General features: G+C 65.4%; 10 protein-coding genes. 4 read left to right on the plus strand and 6 right to left on the minus strand.

The annotated features are described in order from the left end of the window. Positions 1-5: 5 nt before the first annotated feature. The 3 genes from FGD71_RS28155 to FGD71_RS28165 all read right to left on the minus strand — a co-directional run bounded on the left by FGD71_RS28155 (position 6) and on the right by FGD71_RS28165 (position 5,619). Positions 6-4,280 (minus strand): tetratricopeptide repeat protein, encoded by a 4,275-nt coding sequence (locus FGD71_RS28155; protein ID WP_119103345.1) that lies wholly within the window; start codon positions 4,278-4,280, stop codon positions 6-8. Positions 4,281-4,399: 119 nt separating this feature from the next. After that, a complete protein-coding gene (locus FGD71_RS28160; RefSeq protein WP_119103346.1) occupies positions 4,400-5,128 on the minus strand; it encodes a Crp/Fnr family transcriptional regulator in 729 nt (242 codons plus the stop codon). Beyond that, positions 5,125-5,619 (minus strand): Pycsar system effector family protein, encoded by a 495-nt coding sequence (locus FGD71_RS28165; protein ID WP_119103347.1) that lies wholly within the window; start codon positions 5,617-5,619, stop codon positions 5,125-5,127. Before FGD71_RS28165 ends, FGD71_RS28160 begins: the two co-directional genes overlap by 4 nt. Positions 5,620-5,952: 333 nt before the next feature. Here FGD71_RS28165 and FGD71_RS28170 point away from each other — a divergent pair, with 333 nt between their 5' ends. From FGD71_RS28170 to FGD71_RS28180, 3 genes are all read left to right on the plus strand, one after another. Then, entirely contained in the window at positions 5,953-6,693 is a 741-nt protein-coding gene (locus FGD71_RS28170; RefSeq protein ID WP_140935957.1) for a hypothetical protein, read from the plus strand. Next, positions 6,693-8,750 (plus strand): hypothetical protein, encoded by a 2,058-nt coding sequence (locus FGD71_RS28175; RefSeq protein ID WP_119103349.1) that lies wholly within the window; start codon positions 6,693-6,695, stop codon positions 8,748-8,750. Before FGD71_RS28170 ends, FGD71_RS28175 begins: the two co-directional genes overlap by 1 nt. Before the next feature lie 209 nt (positions 8,751-8,959). Continuing rightward, positions 8,960-9,544 (plus strand): hypothetical protein, encoded by a 585-nt coding sequence (locus tag FGD71_RS28180; RefSeq protein WP_119103350.1) that lies wholly within the window; start codon positions 8,960-8,962, stop codon positions 9,542-9,544. Between the two features lie 651 nt (positions 9,545-10,195). Here the strand turns inward: FGD71_RS28180 and FGD71_RS28190 are convergent. Then, a complete protein-coding gene (locus FGD71_RS28190; protein WP_119103352.1) occupies positions 10,196-14,224 on the minus strand; it encodes a helix-turn-helix domain-containing protein in 4,029 nt (1,342 codons plus the stop codon). 171 nt (positions 14,225-14,395) lie between these two features. Between FGD71_RS28190 and FGD71_RS28195 the strand changes: the two genes are divergently transcribed. Beyond that, positions 14,396-15,013 carry an NYN domain-containing protein gene (locus tag FGD71_RS28195; protein ID WP_119103353.1) on the plus strand — a complete coding sequence of 206 codons (618 nt, stop codon included), beginning with the start codon at positions 14,396-14,398 and terminating at the stop codon, positions 15,011-15,013. A gap of 822 nt (positions 15,014-15,835) precedes the next feature. Here FGD71_RS28195 and FGD71_RS28205 read toward each other — a convergent pair. Both FGD71_RS28205 and FGD71_RS28210 read right to left on the minus strand, forming a co-directional pair. Continuing rightward, entirely contained in the window at positions 15,836-16,594 is a 759-nt protein-coding gene (locus FGD71_RS28205; RefSeq protein WP_119103354.1) for a hypothetical protein, read from the minus strand. Beyond that, a complete protein-coding gene (locus FGD71_RS28210) occupies positions 16,591-17,304 on the minus strand; it encodes a ParA family protein (RefSeq protein ID WP_119103355.1) in 714 nt (237 codons plus the stop codon). Before FGD71_RS28210 ends, FGD71_RS28205 begins: the two co-directional genes overlap by 4 nt. Positions 17,305-17,366: the final 62 nt, after the last annotated feature.

Below are 17,366 nucleotides of genomic sequence, written 5' to 3' on the forward strand. Positions count from 1 at the left end.
ATCAGCTACGTCAGTCGCTCGCTCTTCCCGCAGCAGTGCTTGAATTTGCGTCCAGTGCGCATCATGCACGGGCAAGGGCTATTTCTGCGGGGCCGTACAACGGTCAGAGGCACGGTGGCGCCTACCGCTTGGCCCAAGGCCATGGCACGTAGGAGGTAGGAGGGATCCTCGGCCGTCATTCCCTGAAGGTTCCTGCCCAGCACCACGATCAACGACCCCTCCAGTGCCTTCTCGTACCAGTGTGGGTAGAAGTTGAGCGGCATGGGGGGCAGGAGCGGGCCGTGAGGGCCGGTGATTGAGAGCTTGTTGTCTTCGAGACGTGCCTCGACACCGCCACTGTGGGCGGCTGGAATGTCACGGAAGTCGAGCGTTTGGCCGTCCTCCAGCCTGAGCATGCTCTGCAGGTTGGCGAAGCCCGCATCTAGGTAGTTCTTGAGAACGAGGTCTTCGACCGTGTTGCTGTCGTCGAGTGAGCCCCATCCGCCATAGCAGTCGGCGATGATCCCTGTTCTGTCCTGCCCGAACAGGATGCACTCGACCTCGACGCTCTCTTCCGGTTGTTCGGGCGCGGGGCCGTTGAGCTGGATCACCCTGGAGAGGACGCAGTGAGGGTGTGCCAGACGTAGCAGGACGTGGTCCATCTGTGGGTGGTGCAGGAAAAGAAGTTCGGCCTCTCCGGTCTCGTCGATCAAGAGGTTGCAGGCTGCACAGGTCTGTCGCGAGTTTCCGAGGCGGATGATGAGCGGCTTGAGATCGACGCCGGTCAGTGCCTCCAGCACGGAGTCGGAGACATTGATCTTTCTCATGCCGGCGAGGGTGTTCGCGCTACCGCGCGCGGAGTCGGCACTGACGACGGAGTCTTGGAAAGCTCGGTGTACACGGGTTCGGAGGGCTTCCACGACACGGTCGTCGATGCGCTGCCCCTTACCCAGCAGCTCCGGGAAGGTGGGGGCACCGGCGTCCGGTGTTACCTCATGGTGCAGCACGCCCAGGTGGAGCAGTGCCTCGCCTGCCTCTGACCAATTGTTGAGGTCGTGATGGAGAGCGAAGGCTTGGCGGGCATGCGTGCGGGAGGTGTCGATGTCGCCGAGCTCGCGGTAGGCGCGCGCGAGGTTGAGCAGACATGTGGCGCGCATCGGTTTGTCGTCGAGCTGTTCGCTGAGGGACAAGGCTGTACGGAATTGCGTGGCCGCGTTCTCGTAGTGACCGGAGTCGGCGTGGTGGACACCCATGTTGGAATGAAGGGCAGCCTGAGCGGATCGCATCCCCAACTGCTCGGCCAGCGGGATGAGCTCGGTCATTGCGGCGACCGCATGCTCATCCTCGCCGCTGCGGAGTCGGCACACCGCGGCCTGGCTTCGGGCGGCGAGAAGAACGTGAAGATCCCTTTGCTCTCCCGCGAGCTCGGCGGCTTTGTCGTACTGGTCGAGTGCCGCGGACCATTCCTCGTTCCGGGCGTGCACGTTGCCTAGCGCCATCCGGCAGTGCAGGACACCCGAGGTGTCGTCGGCGCGTTCGCACTGGTCAAGTGCCTTGGTGACAGTGGACATGGCTTCTGTGTGGAGGCCCCGGCGCGAGTAGAGGATGGCCAGCGCGCGGGATGCCCGGGCCGTGGTGGCGGGGGAGGCATGGTCGGACATCACGGAGAGGACAGATTGCAGGATCTTGGCGCCTTCCTGCCATCGTCCCGCGACAATGAGCGCTTCGCCCAGAGCTGCTCTGATCTGGGCTAGTGCTTGCTTCTCCTCGGTGGTCTCCAAGTGGCGAGCTGCTTCGGTCAGGTGGCTGACGGCTTCGCCGATCTGACCGAGGTGCCAGAGGTATTCGGCTCTTTTCTGCAGAGCCTGGGCAATCACACCGGGGTTCCCTACGTGTCGAGCCATGTCCAGTGCGTCCGCGAAGTACGTCTCCGCTTCGTCGAGTTGTCCGATGCCTCCGTGGTAGGAAGCCAGGTAGACCAGCGAGCGCGCCGCGTGCTCGTAGTCCCCGATCTGGTACGCCAGGTTGGCGCATTCCCCGAGGAGCTCGGCAGCCTGGTGGATGTCTGCGCGATCTGCAGCCCGATCACCCAGCCGGAAGAGCACCCTCACCTGGCCTTGAATGTCGCCCGTGTCCCGGTAGATAGCCAGCGCGGCTTCCAGAGGCTGAAGCGGGGCCGAGCTTGGCCGCTCCTCGAGGGGAGTTTCTGCGAGTTCCATCAATGCCTTGGCTTCCCACTCTCGGCTCCCCACGGCATGCGCCCGCTCGATGTCCCGGCAGGCCTCCTGGGCGGCCTCAGCCATACGGCCCGTTCGACGCAGCAGCGTCGTGATCGCCATGCGGTTGGACAAGTCGGCAGTACTGCCCGCCGGGGATAGGTTCTTGCAATTACGGAGATACTGCTCGGCCCGGCGGAGCTGACCGATTGCCATGTACGCCTGGCCGAGGGTGCCCAGGGCATGGGCCAGAACATGGCGATCGTCGATGATCCGCCAGAACCGCAATCCGTGGCGCAGGAACGGGATGGCATCCCGGGCGCGCCCGAGGTTGATGAGCAGCGTGCCCAGCGCCAGCTGCGCCAGGAACATCTGGTGCGGATCGCCGGCCTCGTGCGCCGTCTCGGCGCTGCACTGCAGCAGGTCGGTGGCACGCTGGCTGTCACCGAGATGGCCGGCAACCGTGGCCAGGTTGTGCTGAGCCGCTGCCGTCCAGTCCGGTTTGCCGGCGACGATGCCGGCTTCTAGTACGCACTGGTAGACGCGTTCCAGATCGGTCCAGTGGCTCCCGTGCCAGAGAAAGCCCGTGAGCTGCGAAGCGAGGAGAACCAGCGGCTCCCACATCTCGTGCTTCCGGGCCAACTCGGTCATGGCAACGGCTCCCGGACGGTCCGCGTTCAGAGCACGCAAGGCGTCTGCGTTGCTCTGCGCAGGAATCGTTGCTTCCTTGTCCATGAAGCCGATCGACTCCGTCGAGGACTGCGCCCGGGCCGCTAGCGTAAGACATGTCCTGCGGATGATGGTTTTGCGGCGCTCCGATGAGGTGGAGGCGGACTTAAGTCGAGCGAAGCGATGCAGGATCTCATGGAGGACATACCGGTCCTCGTCGATCTGCTCGATGAGGCTGAGTTCGAACAGCGAGTCCAGCAGGTCCGTCACCGCGTAGATGTGGTCGTCATCGAGCTGCTCCAGCGAGGCAGCCGTGGCGGCAGCGATGACGTCCGTGGTGACGGACATGTGGGGCAGGGCGCCGAGCGTGGTGAAGAGTTCTGCCTGGCCAGGGCTTAGCGCGTCGAAGCTTCGCTCGAGCACGGGCTCCAATGCGGTCTGACCGGCTTTGAGGGCTCGCACACCGCGATCAGGGCTGGTGATGTCGTCGAGGAAGCGGCCGACGTTGATCTTGGGGCGGCGCGCCAAGTGTGCGGCTGCGACATGCAGGGCGAGCGGATGGCCAGCACATGCTTCGGCCAGGGAGGACACCTGCTCGTCGGTGAGACGGGTGAGGCCAACGATCTCTCGTACCAGCTCCTCGCTGTGCCGCGCGGGCAACGGTTCGAGCGCGATGACGCGCACCAGACCGGCGAGCCCGCTGAGCTTTGCGCGACTCGTACACACAAGGCCGAAGGGCCCCTCCATGCGCAGGACTTCGAGGAGGGCTTCCTCCGAGACGACGTCGTCAACGAGCAGCAGCACCCTGCTGTGGGACAGCGTCCTGCGCAGCAGCGCCAGTTGCTGTGCGCGTCCTTCAGGAAGCGGGTCACCGTCGGGACGGAGGGTGTGCAGGAGGGCCAGCACCAGATCAGCCGGGCTCTCGTCACCGGCCGACAGGGCGAGATCGATTTGGAACTGGCCGTCCGGGTAGGAGTCGGCGACGAGCGTCGACAACCGCAGGGCTACGGCGCTCTTGCCGATGCCTGGCGGTCCGGTCACCACGACTGCTGACGTGCCGTCGCCAACCGGCTCTTCCAGTAGCCTGCAGCCTTCGGCGACCTCGGCCTCGCGCCCAAACAAAGGGCGCAGCTCTCTGGGGAGACAGGGGACTTCCTGAGCCCCCCTTTGTGGCGGGATGAACCCGCCGCCTTCGCTTCCCCTGAGGGCAGGATCGGTGTCCGTGAAGGGTACTGGGAAGACACGGTCGCAGGTCAGGTGCAGGTTGTAGGCCTGAATGCCCAGCTCCCCGTGGTGCCTGAAGTTCACCGTGCCGTAGTGCGGCTGAGCGTCCGGTTCGCCGTCCTCTGGCTGGGGTGGCGCACATGCAGGCTCGCACGGCTTAGCCTGCTGTGCCGGCGGCGTGGTGGGCTCCATATCGTGCTGCTCCTCTCATCAAGTGACATGTGTTTCGCCGCGCATCACGGCGAACGCCACGCTCGTGGAGAAGCAGGCTTGAAATGGTCCAGCGTTGGACGGTACGGGCGTGCGGTGAGTCACATCGCGGGTGTGGCGTCCTTGTGGCTCTTGCCACCAAGGAGCTCTTTGCCCCGGGCGACTGCCCTGAGGCGGGACAGGTCTGTGATGACCAGGCGCCCACGACCGAGTATGAGGATGCCGGCGGACTGGAGCTCGCCCAGGGCTGTAAGTACTGACGAGCGTCGCATCGCCGCCATGGTGGCCAGCTCTGTGCGCGGCATGCCGAGTTCCACGAGCAGGCCAGTTGCCCCCTGGGGGCAGCCGATTTCGTCGGCGAGGAGGCTCACTACTCTGGCCACACGCGCTGTGCAGGGCAGATTGACCAGGTCTGCCCGCAGGCGTTCATGGCTGTTGAGTCGTTCCACGGTCAGTTGGTAGATGACCGTCTCCAGGCCGTGACGCTCCACGTAGCCCCGGAAGGCATGAGCGGGCAGAACGACTGTGGTACAACGGCGCGCCGCCGTGACGGTGGCTGAGCGCGGGCGACCGAGTAAGGCGCCCATTTCTCCGAGGACTTCGCCCGGCCCACGGAGCATTAATGTCAGATGCTCTCCGCCCTCATTGCTCTGCGCGACCTTCACCAGGCCATCGACCAATGCGATCACGCAGTCGGGCGACTCGCCCTGGGCGAGGAGCACGGACTTGTATGGGTAAGTTCGCTGGCGTCCGCGGTCGATCAAGTCACGCCATACGTCGGTGGTTACCAGGGAGCGGAAGTTCATCGCGTTGCCCTCCGTATGTGTCATCCGACGACTGTCGCGAGGCCGAAGGCGGCACAACCGGCGACCGCCAACATCAGCGACCACTGCACCCGGCGGTGCTTGTTCCAGGCGATCTCACTCATCACCACCACCTGCCGGGACAGCGACGGCAACGGGTCCTTGTCCCGAAGCGCTGCTTCCAGGACTGCCGGGTCCAAGTGCCGAACATGCCCGAAATACAGGAAGTCGTCGTCGTTCTCCGGCCCGCGTCGCTCCTTGCGGAGGTTGGGCGAGATCGCCCAAGCCGCAAAGCTCACTCCGGCCACCATGAGCAGTACACCGATCCACAGCAACAGCTGCGGCACCGTGGAGTCGAGATCACCAGCCGCTCGTTTGGAAGTCGCCAGCAGCCCCAGAACAGCCAATGCCGTGGACTGCATCGTCAGGGCAAATGATGCCTTCGAATCAGCCTTGGCCGTCCAATCCGCAACAGCTGCCTGAATCCGCCACGCGGTCTCCGTCGGCTCAACCGTCATCAAGCCATCCCCCTCATCCAGGCGTTCGCTCGCCGGTCCCGGGCTGAAGTCTGGTCACAGCCACTAGGTGGAAAACGCACTTATGACACTTTGGCCGAGAACGGACACTCCCCAGTGCCTTGTGACGAGGGCCCCGGCGACATCACCTGCAAGGACGGCACCCCGGCAATGTGACTCACCGCACGCCCGTACCGTCCAACGCTGGACCATTCCTTCCTTGCCTCTCCACGAGGGTGGCGTTCGCCGTGATGCGCGGCGAAACACATGCGATGAGAGGAGCGGTACGTGTTGCCGTCATGGGAGCCGTTGTGGCCTTACCGGGCCGTCTTGGCCGTGGACGCCAGGAATTTCAGTGCGTTGGACAGCAAGGGCATGCAGCAGGTGAACGCCGACATCCCGCCGTTGCTGGCTCAGGCGCTCAGCGCCAGCAACGTGAGTGCTCACTGGGAGCGGCGGATGTTCGGCCAGCACACCGGCGACGGATACGTTGCCGGCGTGGATCCGGAAGTCCTGCCCGCTCTGGTGGGCTGCTTCCCGGACGCCCTCAGGGCAGCTCTCGCCAGCCGACGTGCCGAGACCCCGGCCGGCCCGCCCCTGCAGTTGCGGGTCAGCATCCACGTCGGCCCACTGCCGACCAGCGGACTGGGCGTGCCGATGGTGCACACCCACCGCCTCCTGGACGACGACGCGCTGCGGGCCGTGCTGAACCGCGCGAACCCGGAGATCACCAACACCGTGGTGATCATCTCGCAGCGTGTGTACGAGGACGTCTTCGAGAGCGGCTGCGTTAACGGCGACGTACTGCCGAGCCAGTTCACCCGGCACTTGGCGAAGGTCAAGAAGTTCCGGCAGCCGGCCTGGATCCACATCCCTGGGTTCGACTGGAGGCTCGCGGACCCGGACATCTTCGAACCGGTAAACGCCACCACGGACGCGGTCACTGAGCAGCCAAAGGCCCCCGCGCCCGCAGTAGATCAGGCGGCTGCGCCGGCCCCGGGCACGGTGAGCTTCAGTCACCACGGCGAGCACGGCATCCAGGCATACAACCACTTCGGAGCTGGACGGGGGCAGTGATGATCGACCACGAGCAGGGCCGGCAAGACCGCATCGAGCCCACTTCACCGTCGGCGGAGCTCGTCGAGCCGCACGAGCCCGCAGGCTCGCCTCCACCCCTAGGAGGCGGCGAGTCGAACGGCCAGCCGCATTCCAGCTCGGTGAGCTTCACTCACTCCGGCATGCACGGCATCCAGGCATATAACCTGCATCTGAACGGCGATCAGGCGATCCCCATCCCCGTCACCGAGAGCGACGCCGACTACAAGGCGAGCCAGGAGGGCCGGTTTGTCCCGCCGCGCAACGCAGACCAGTGGGCGGCCGCTTCCAAACTGCTAGACGAATACGGAATCATCGTACTCTGCGCAGCCCAGGGCACCGGCCGACGCACGGCGGCCATGCGCCTGCTGCGTACGGTGACCAACCCCCCGTCGGCCATCTTCGACCTAGACCCGGAATGGTCCAAGCCCTCGGTCCACCCGCTGCCGCAAGAGGCAGCGACGGGATACATCCTTGATCTCTCCGATCTCCCGGAGCAACCCGGCGAGCGGCTGGGCACCGACCTGGTCGGGCATGGGGCGGAACTACGCAAGAACAATTCCTTCCTCGTCATCCTGGCCACGCCCGCCGACTGGTACGGCCACTGGGCCGACCCTACTCTGCCTTTCACCGTCCGGCTGGAGTCTCCCGACGCGAAGGAGCTCGTCACGGCGGAGCTCCGGGCGCACCATCGCGACGATCGTGTGATCTGGCTGGAAGGGAAAGAATTTGCTGACATCTGGACGGCCAACCCGTCCGCACGTGCGGCGTGGCGCCTGGCCGACCGTCTCATCCGGGCATCCGGCCCCGAGCAGATCCAGGCGATCGTCAATGAGCTCGGCGACTGGCACACGGAAATCGAGAACCTCCTCCTCAGCAAGGACCGGGTGAGGGGGAGCGACTCGCAGCTGCTGTCCACCCGGGTCATGGTCTGGGCTGGCGCCTTGCTGCACGGCGGACAGCGCAGGTCCGTCATCAAGGCAGCCGACGACCTCTTGACCCGACTCGGCCTCGAACGCAAACCTGCCAACGTCCTGACCGACGCCACCACATCGAGCCGGCTGGACGGCGCAAAAATCACCCGCAACGGGGATAGAGCCTTCCACGACAAGACGATGGAAGGCCTGCCCGCAGCCATCCTGCGCCACCTGTGGGACGAGTTCCCCACCCAGCGCGACCTTCTGCGCACATGGGCCATCGGAATCGCTGCAGACCGCACCATCCCGGAAGAGGACGCCCGCCTGGTCACCAGCGCGCTTCTGAAGCTGGCGGTGCACCGCCACGACCGGGCCATCCTCGACGGGCTGGCGAGTGATCTCCAAGGCCCCCGACGTGTCCTGGCCGTGGAAGCCCTGACCGAAGCAGCCGGGGATGCCGAGTTCGGCCGCTACGTCAGGGACCGCCTGCGCCAGTGGATGGATGCCAAGGCCCCTTCGGACAACAAGGTTGACCTCGTCATCGAGATCTGCGCAGGCACTTGGGGAATCAACCAGCCGGTGCTCGCACTGACACGGCTGGGCAAGGCGGCAGGCCATAAGGACTTCGGCTCCGCGGCCGTCGTCCACGCTTTCCAGGAGCTCGCCCTGCGGCGGCCGGAGCACGTGCGCAAGGCCGTTGGCCAATGGCTCAGCGACGCCGAAAGCGGACAAGCCGACGAGGCCGTGCGCCGCCAGACTCTGCGAGCGTTCCTCGCCCTTGTCGCCAGCGACGCGGGAACAGATCTGGTCCTGAACGATGTACCCACCCCCGAGGCCCGGCTGCGCCTCGTCCGCGCGTGGCAGAAGCTGCTGTCCACCGACGCCGCTGTGAAGGCGGTCGACAGGCAACTGACCCGGTGGCAAGAACGCTTCCAAGACGACCCCGAGCGCCGGGAACTGGTGCTGGACCTGCTCGCAGACATTTTCACCCCGCCCAGCCGCCGCTCCGGCCTCGACGGGCTCATGGTGACGGAAGAGTCGGCGATCGATCCGTTCTGGCGGGAGGTCTTGGAACGGGCCGCTTACCGCTACCGGACGTCCGAGGAGGCATCGACTCCTTGACGATTGACGGACCAGGCCCGTGGTGGAGCCGCCGGCGCAGTCGGATCCGGGCCCAGTGGCCCACACGTCTGCCCGGTATCCGCTTCTGCGCCCGCGGCACACTCACCTACCGGGCACACGCCCCCCTCAAGACCGGCGGCACAGCTGCCACTCGAGCCGCCGCACGACTCGCCCTGGACGAACTAGGCCGCGGCATCACCGAGCGCCACATGCCCGAACAGCTCACCACCGCACAGGAACGCCTCACGCTCGCCGCGGCGCACTGGCACACCCCCGAGGACGCCCCCGGACTCTGGCTTAAGGCACGCATCACCCTGATGCTCACCGAGCAAGACGCGGACCGGGCCCAGAGATACCAAGACGCCTTACGCGAGGTGACGCTCCAGCTCGCGCAGGAACACGAACGCCGAGAACGTTTCAGACAAGCGGTCTTCGACAAACCGGACGCCACGCGCATCTGGTGGCTCGACCGCCACCTGGATGACCTCAACTCCCTTGACTGGGACGTCTTCAAGGAGAAGATCCTCCCGCTGGTCGGAGCGGCCGACGACATCCAGTCCAAAGCCGAACGCATCGCCCAGACCCTCCTGTACGTCTGGGAGAAACTGGGCGACAATCCAGGGCAACACGCGCGTTTCACCACCACAGTGCGCACAGTCCTGGAGCAGATGGGGTGGACCGACGCGCTCGCCTGGCTGGCGCCGGACGAACTATCAGCCAGTGATGCGCCCGGAAGCGGTCGCGATGACGGGGAAGAGCCACACCCAGTTGCTGAGGCGGGCGCAGCCCGATGAAACTACCCGCCCTGCGCTGGCTGCTCGACCCGGCAACCAGCCTCCTAGCCTTGCGGCTTCGTGCTCAAGAACGCGGCCGCATGTCCTACGACGCGGCCTGGCGGCTGGCCCGGGTGACACGACACCCCGACGAAATGGTGTACCGCCACCATGGACACCTTGCCGAGGAATCCGGCGACGAAACATAGTGAGCGATCAATGAGGAGGGAAATGTTCGCAACACAACGCTGCCTCCTGGGCGAGGAGATGTAGGTCTATGTCGCGAAGTCGCGGGCGCGCCGTGTTCCCGTTACTTGTACGGCTGTAGCGCCCGCATGGTGCTACGAGTTCTCTCTGGGAGAGCTGTTCGGAGGGTGTCCGTCGAGATGCTCGAAGCACTTGGCGGCTCTGACGCGACGCGCCTTGTTGACGAAGTCCTCGTCGTTGGCACTGAGTGGGCGGGGACGGTCTCCCGTCCACTGAGGGGTCAGACAAGGGACAAGCTGGCCTTGTCGAACCGGTGGATCACGCTAGAGGACGCCCTCGTCAGCAGGTACCAGCTTCGCGCGCGCAGGTTCCGTCGGTCGAGGTGGGCGGCATCATCGTCCGCCGGTAGCCGGGGCATGTGCGCTCACGGACCAGAAGCGTGGTCAGTGAGCGCTCTCGGGCCGATCAGTTGTCGTTGAGGTCCTCGGCGGATACCTGGTCGATGCTGCGCTGAGCACTGTCCTGCAGGGCCTTGTAGAAACGGTCGACTACGGAGCCCCGCGGAAGTCCGGCGCGGATGTGCTTGGCCCGCTGGCTGATGTCGATGTCTTCCGCGTATGGCTTACCGGGTGTCCCCCAGCGGACCCCGTTGAAGACTGCAGCGTGGAGGTTCCCGCCAGTGCGGCGGAATGCGTCTTCGGAGAGCCGGGATGCTGTTTTCAGCATGGTAGCCACGAGGTCGACCCGGTCCCAGACAATGCTTTTGGGTAGTTTGCTCAGTAGCGGGGAGGCGGCGGGGACAAGGTTGCTGTCGCCGGTTTCGTAGGGTTCTAGCAGGAGACGCAGGACCTGTTCGTCTGCAGGACCCGCGATGGTCCAAAAGAGCTCTGGGGCATGCAACTCACGGCGCCAGGGCTTCTCGCGTGGCCGTGCCAGCCAGTCCCGAATCGATTGCAATAGGTCAAGTCGTTGAGGGCTGTGAGCGAAGGGAAGCGGAACACTCCACTGGAATGGCAGCGGGTCGAAGCGCTCGGGGGCTTCCTCCCAGCGTTCCACACGTGCGCGCAGAAGCCCGACCGCTGTGTCAGCGTCGGCCTCGGCGAGGTGAACGAAGAACTGCTGCACGGTGTGGTCATTCAGCGCCGGTAGAGCGGTGCACTGAGCCAGGAAGAACTCACGCTGTGAGTCTGTGAGGTCACGCCACGACAGAAGGCCGTGCATCGTGAACGCCCACCAGACCTGATGAGGTACAGCGCCGGTCTCACCGAACGGCACGGAAGTAAGTAGCTGCAGCGCCGTGTCCTTCGAATTGGGCAACATGGACACAGCCATGCTCAGGACTCCGGCTCGCACCATGGGATCGGTGTGGCTTGCGAGGGAGCGAGCGAGTTCCAGCGCGCCAGCCTCCTGCACGGCAGTTTCAGGGATGAACTCCTGAAGTGCCTGGGTGACGGCCCAGACCTCTGCCGGTCTGTTGGCGGTCACGAGTCGCCGACAGCTGCCCACTGCGCGGGTCATGTCCTGCTTGAACGATGCACGCAGCACAATGGGCAGGACGACGCGGACAACTCCCTCTTGCGCACCGGCCAATCGGTCAAGAAGGGCGGGCACGAGATCCGGGCGCCCTGTCATCCCGTCCTGCAGTACAGCTGGAACACCCTCGGAGTGTTCGGCGAGAACCCTGTGTCCAGCTTCCACCAGAGAGACGAGAAGAGTGGCGACTTCACTGGCCGGTCGACCACTCAATTCGTGCAGGACTGTGTGGCGCAGTGCCTCCCAGAAGTTCTGGACGCTTTCCAGGCTTTCGTCGTCATCGGATCGAGGCATGAGGGCCTTGTCGTAGGGGCCAGTGTGAAGGAGGAGCGCCAGCCGGTGTTCAACACGATCGGGCAGTGCTTCGATGACACGCTGTGCCATCTCATGCGTCGGGGACCGGTCGTACTTGATGCTCCAACTCAGCGAGCGCCTGGTCTGGAGCGACACAAGCGGGCTCGGCTGTTTTTCGGCGACGAGAGTGCCCAATTCCTGGAGGAACTCGATGTTGTAGGGCTCGAAGTCCTCGTTCTGGTCGCGGAGGACTTCCGCGAGGCTTGCGGCCGCAACCACCGCGCGTCCTTCATCCTGGGACGCATACTGACGGATCAGAATCTTGATCGCGCTTCGCCTGACCGGTGCCACCGCTTCCGCCCTGACCGGGTAACGACTGAGAGTGAGAGTCAGGCCTCTCACGGTCCGGCCCTCGGCCGTACTGGAGAACAGTGGATCGAGCAGCGCGAGAGGCATGCGGTTCGCGGGACTCGGTGCGGCCTCCTCGATCCAGTCCGACACGGCGTCGAGCAGAGCCTCTTGATACTCCAGGGGCTTGCCGGGAACGTAAGAGGCCAAGTCGAGGAGAATACGCAGCGGCGCGTCAGGGTTCTGGTTCTGTGGCCGTTGGTCGTCCCGACCCAGGGACCACAACAGGTCATACACGTTGCGCACTTCGTCCAGGTCGACGGCCACTGCTTCAAGCACTCGCGGTACTTCGCGGAGGACGTCGGCTTGGCTGTAGTTCCCGGGCACCCAGTCGATCTCGTGCGGCCGGTCGTCCTCGGTCGTCGGGTTGGCCAGTGCCCATCGCACCAAGTCGAGGACACGCTGCGGCTGGAAGGGCGCGATCTTCAAAAGAAGACGCAGGAGATTGGTCCGGGTGTAGGCGCCACCTTGCCTGAACTCGGCTTCGAGAGCGTCCCACAACGGGGCGAGCAGACTTCCTCGGCGAGGATTCCGGCCATTCCATTGCCACTCGACGCGGCCGGCGTTGAGGAGGGCATTGGCCAGCGCGTCACCATCGGAGTACTCCTGGACGTGGCGCAGGTACTCGGTGGGGGAGCCGTCGTGTGGGTTGACTGCTGCTTCGGCCAGAAGGACGTCGCCAAGCAGGTCGGGAAAGATACGTACGGACGCGCCGCGTCGCACAAGAATGCCGGTGCCTTCCAGCCTGAGCAGCCGAGGGCTGATCCGGGTGAAAGGCATCTGAAGCAGAGCGGACAATGCATTCTGGAAGTGGGGAACGTCCGTGGCGACGGGCTGCAGGGCTGCCACCGCGTGCAGCAGAGCCCGGTCGTCGTCGGGCTGACTGGACTGCGACAGGGCGGACTGGACGAACACATCGAGGAGGAGCTTGTGGACGTCGGAGTGGGTCTGCAGCTTGCGGATGTCGAGAATTCCACGCCGCATCGAGGTCGCGGCGTTCACCAGTAGCAGCGGTGAGTCAGCGGCTACGTGTGCCACGACGCGTGCGGCGTGTTCCTGGCCTTCGCCCAGAATCTCGGAGGCCAGCGAGAAGGCATCCTCAGACCCCAGCGCAGACAAGTCCCACCGGGGAACTTCCCGCTCGTCCACGTGGGCTGCGCGAAGGGCCTGCTGGACCACATGCCTGCCATACGGTCGAGTCGCGATCACTACGCGCGCACGAGGACGGGCTCGCAGAATGCCCCCCACCACTACGGCCAGATCGTCTGACCGTTCGTGCGCATCCTCGACTAGAACCAGCAACTGATCGCTCGCCGGCAGGTACTCGAACGCGTCTGGAGTAAACGGTCCCGGGAGTAGGACACGTGTTTCCCTGCCGTAGCCGCGGTCGCTCACGCGTGCGAGTTCGCGCAGCAGCCGGCTCTTGCCCTGCCCAGCGACACCGGTCAGCACCGCGATCCGCGGTTCGCTGTCGCTAGTGGCGAATGCCGCCAACGACTCCAATATGTTTGTCCGTCCGACCAGCCGGAATTCGTGAGAATGGACCGGGTTGGCCATGGAGACAGGGAAAGCTTCTTCCGCGGTCTGCCAGACGCTGGGAGTCCGTACGCCCAAAAACTCCTCCCGCATGTCGGGGAAGAAGCGGTCCAACAGTGCTTGTGCCTGGTCGCGGGGGAGCTCGTCCACCTTGCGAGACAGCGCCCGTGAGTCCCAGATTGTCCACTCGTCGAGTTTGTCGCAGGCCTCCACCACGGCTGCGCTCGCCCGGGTGGACAGAAGGAGAACGCAGCGGTCGACCCGAGCGCGATCGCGGTCGAGTTCTGCCACTGCCTTCAAGAACAGGGAGGGACGGAACTTCTCATACTTCTTGCACTGGAAGCCGATGCGTTCTCCGTCAGCTGTCTCTGTACGGATGTCGATGCCGTGCTGAGCATCGCCACTGACGCCGTAGGGCAGGACTTCTCGGGCATCGGGATACAGGCGAGACACGAGAGCGGCGCTAAACGCCTCGAACTGGTAGGCGTCGAGGCGGTTGAAGGGCAGTTCTTCCAGTAGAGGACGGCGGACAGGAGTCACGGCGTCGTCCAGGCCCAGGGCCGCACGCAGTCGACGAAGCCGCTCTCCACTGGGCGAGGACTCCCCGCGCTCCCAGCGGCTCACTGTCTGCTGCCCGACGCTGATCAAGCGGGCTAGTTCTGCCTGGTCCCAGCCGCGCGCCTCGCGAGCGGCCCGGATCTCTTCAGCCGGAAAGTCCCTCATGAGGGAATCATACGCACCCCCTGCGTGTGATTCATGTGCTACTGTGTGTGGCGCAACAAAAACGGCCCCTTGCGGGGCCGTCAACCCGAGATGCTTGCGCCCTCGGGGGGGTATGTAGCCATGCTAACACGCCGCCCCCCAGCGTGGCATGGCTGACGCGAGGGAGCGCGCATGGGGAGGACCGCTGTCCTTGTCGACGGCTTCAATCTGTATCACGGCATGAAAAAGCAGCGTGGGCGCCGCTACCTGTGGCTGGACCACGTGGGGCTGGCATCGCGTCTGCGCCCCCGTGACCAGATCGTCGACGTTCGCTACTTCACGGCAACAGTGCTGGACGATGTCGGCGCCGCTGGCCGCCAGCAGACCTATCTGCAAGCTCTCAAAGCCCAGCACCCTGGCCTGCTGACCATTGTCGAGGGCCGGTACCAGCGCAAGTGTATGCACTGCCGGGCCTGCGGCGCTGATTGGACCAGCTACGAGGAAAAAGAGACGGACGTCAATATCGCCGTCGCTCTCATGGAGATCGCGGCATCGGCGGAGATTGACACCGTGCTCGTCGTCAGCGCGGACAGTGACCTGTGCCCGGCGGTCCGGTCTGCCCGAACGGTCAATCCGCAGCTGACCATCGTTCCGGCATTCCCGCCGCACCGGCGCTCGGGAGAGCTGAGGGCATTGCTCCCCTCCGCTTTCACGATCAGCGAGACCAAGCTGCGGCAGTCCCAGCTGCCCCCCGTGGTACGTGACCCTGCTACGGGGACCAAGTACGTGCGGCCCGTCTACTGGCAGTAGACGATCTTGCCGTGAGTAGGCAATCTGCGGTGGAGTCGGCATCCCCGGCCGGCAGCCAGACGGAGAACGACATGAGGTAGGCCCGCGTGGATTATCTGAGGGCTGTCACCTGGGAGGGTCGCGACCGCGTCAGGGACCTAGCACCGACGCTTCTGGGCATGGGACAACGACTGCGCCGAGGCAATCTTGTGCTGTGACCATGAGCACTTCGCAGACGAGGTCCCCTCGGGCGCACCGCGGTGACCACCGCGGCATTCGCCGCTGCCCCGCTGCGGATATCAACGGCCGGTGACGCTGTCCTGCCACACCTGCAGCGGTGACGCACCCCCCGGGGCCACTGCTGGAAGTCGTTGGGAACTGTTGTGCTCAGCGTGGCCTGTCGCCTCTGCGTCGTCGTGACGGGCCAAGCTCGGCCAGTTCGGGTAGGTAGCCCTTTGCACTGAGCCAGGTGTCAAGGGCCAGCGCCACGATGTCTTGTGCGCTAGGCCTGTGTCGGCGTGGAAACGGCGGATCCGGCGCTGGAGCTGCAAAGCCTCAGGCACGGAGTAATTGAGTTGTCCGGTTTGGTGTGCCGGTTGCTGATGGCCTCCAGAGTGTTCGGGTGCGGCGTAAGAGCATCGTCGGTTGGCTGGCACTCAGCATCGAGCGCGTCGGCAATTTCCCGCAGTCGGCGGGCGTAGAGGGAGTGATCAGGCACGAGGGCTGCTCCGGTCGATCCGGCTAGGCGGATAGCTACCCGCCTATTGGGCTATTGGAATAGTCGGCAGGAGGGGCGACCGCACCCCGGCGTAGGGAGCGGCCGCCCCGTGCCTTTCGGCCGATTCAGAAGCCGCGGGCGGTGAGCCACTCGTCCAGCGCGACCGAGACGATGTCGCCGATGGGCAGGTGATCGAGTTCGTTGTCCAGCGCGAAGCGTTTGATCCGCTTCTTCAGCTTCAGCGCAGCGGGGACCGATGAGTCGAGGCTCTCGCGCGCGATGATGCGCTGGTTGAGAACGACGGCGGGCTCGGGAACGTCCTTGAGACGGCCGGGACCGTGAGCGTACGGCGTTCCCTCGCTGGGTGCCTCCTGCGATCGCACGTCCTGTTCATGGTGAGAGCTCGGCCTAACGGTCCTCAGCGGGAACGCCGTACCGCCTGCCACAGGAGGAACTGCCGGGCGAACCGCCACCTCGGCGGCCGGGGCCGCAGGCGGAACCTGCCGCTCCACCGGCTCCCCAGCGGATTCGGTCCCCGGCCCCGGGGCGACGACGGCCGCGCGATCCGGCTGACTGGCGACCGGCTCCTGAACCGGGCTGCTCGGCGTGATCTCCACGTTCGGCTGGGCGGAAGCCTGCGCCACGTGGGGCCCTGTCTCGGTCCCGCCCTGTGCCGAGCCCTCGACGGAGACGGTGGAAGGAACGGGCTGCACCTGCGGTTCGCCGGCAGCGCGACGGCCTTCGCCCTGGTCGGCCGCCCGTTCAGCGGCGAACTGCTGGGGGGTGAGCTCGGCAGTCGGCGGAGGGGGCGGAGGGGCCGCCTTCTTGGCCCCGCCCAGGGTGCGACCCGTGCGGCGGGCCGGGGGCTTCATACGCTCGTTCATGCCGTGAGCTCCTTCATCAGTTCGGCGTACTCGCTCAGCTCGGTCGGGATCTCGCCGAAGGCCTCCATGTAGTGCACCCAGGAGTGGATGACGGTCTCGGCGAGCGGGAACGGCTCGTCGCGGTCCGGGCCGATGCCCTCACCCTTCTCGGGCTCCAGCAGCTTGTCCTTTGCGTTGCGGGGCAGGCTGGTGCGGTCGTCGGCCTTGACGAGGACCACGTGGGCGGTGACGTCGCGCTCGTTGCGGGCGGCGGCGCGTTCGGCCTCGTCGAAGGTGGCTACGAGCTTGCGGCGTTCGATCTTGGTGGGGGCGACCGGCACGAGCAGCAGGTTCGCCTCGGTGACAGCCTCGTGGAACAGCTTCGCGCTGCCGCCGCCGGCGTCGACCACGATCGCTCCGAACTCGGCGCGCTTGGCGCGGATGTACTCGGCGATGTCGTCGAACGGGTACCGCTCGACCACCAGGTTGGCCGGGATGTCGAAGCCCTCGGCCTGGGCGACCTTGAACCAGTCGTAGGCGGACTGGCTGGTGGCGTCGGCGTCCAGCAGCAGCGTGGGCAGGTCGAGGACGACGGCGTAGTAGAGGGCGATGAACCAGGCGGAGGTGGTCTTGCCGGTGCCGCCCTTGAGCATGCCGACGACGATCACGAAGGCGTCCCAGGCGTGGGCTGTGGCCGCCGCCAAGGTCTTGATACGGGTGTTCTCGTTCACGTGTGCTTGATCTCCTGAAACTGGAAAGGGTGCGTTGACTTGGCGGGAGTCGACGACGTCGA

This window comes from Streptomyces sporangiiformans (assembly GCF_005768555.2).
In the GTDB taxonomy this organism is placed as follows: domain Bacteria; phylum Actinomycetota; class Actinomycetes; order Streptomycetales; family Streptomycetaceae; genus Streptomyces; species Streptomyces sporangiiformans.

Coding starts and splice junctions, on each gene's coding strand:
- FGD71_RS28155 (WP_119103345.1), bottom strand. CDS start 4,280: ATGGAGCCCACCACGCCGCCGGCACAGCAGGCTAAGCCGTGCGAGCCT.
- FGD71_RS28160 (WP_119103346.1), bottom strand. CDS start 5,128: ATGACACATACGGAGGGCAACGCGATGAACTTCCGCTCCCTGGTAACC.
- FGD71_RS28165 (WP_119103347.1), bottom strand. CDS start 5,619: ATGACGGTTGAGCCGACGGAGACCGCGTGGCGGATTCAGGCAGCTGTT.
- FGD71_RS28175 (WP_119103349.1), top strand. CDS start 6,693: ATGATCGACCACGAGCAGGGCCGGCAAGACCGCATCGAGCCCACTTCA.
- FGD71_RS28180 (WP_119103350.1), top strand. CDS start 8,960: ATGCCCGAACAGCTCACCACCGCACAGGAACGCCTCACGCTCGCCGCG.
- FGD71_RS28190 (WP_119103352.1), bottom strand. CDS start 14,224: ATGAGGGACTTTCCGGCTGAAGAGATCCGGGCCGCTCGCGAGGCGCGC.
- FGD71_RS28195 (WP_119103353.1), top strand. CDS start 14,396: ATGGGGAGGACCGCTGTCCTTGTCGACGGCTTCAATCTGTATCACGGC.
- FGD71_RS28205 (WP_119103354.1), bottom strand. CDS start 16,594: ATGAACGAGCGTATGAAGCCCCCGGCCCGCCGCACGGGTCGCACCCTG.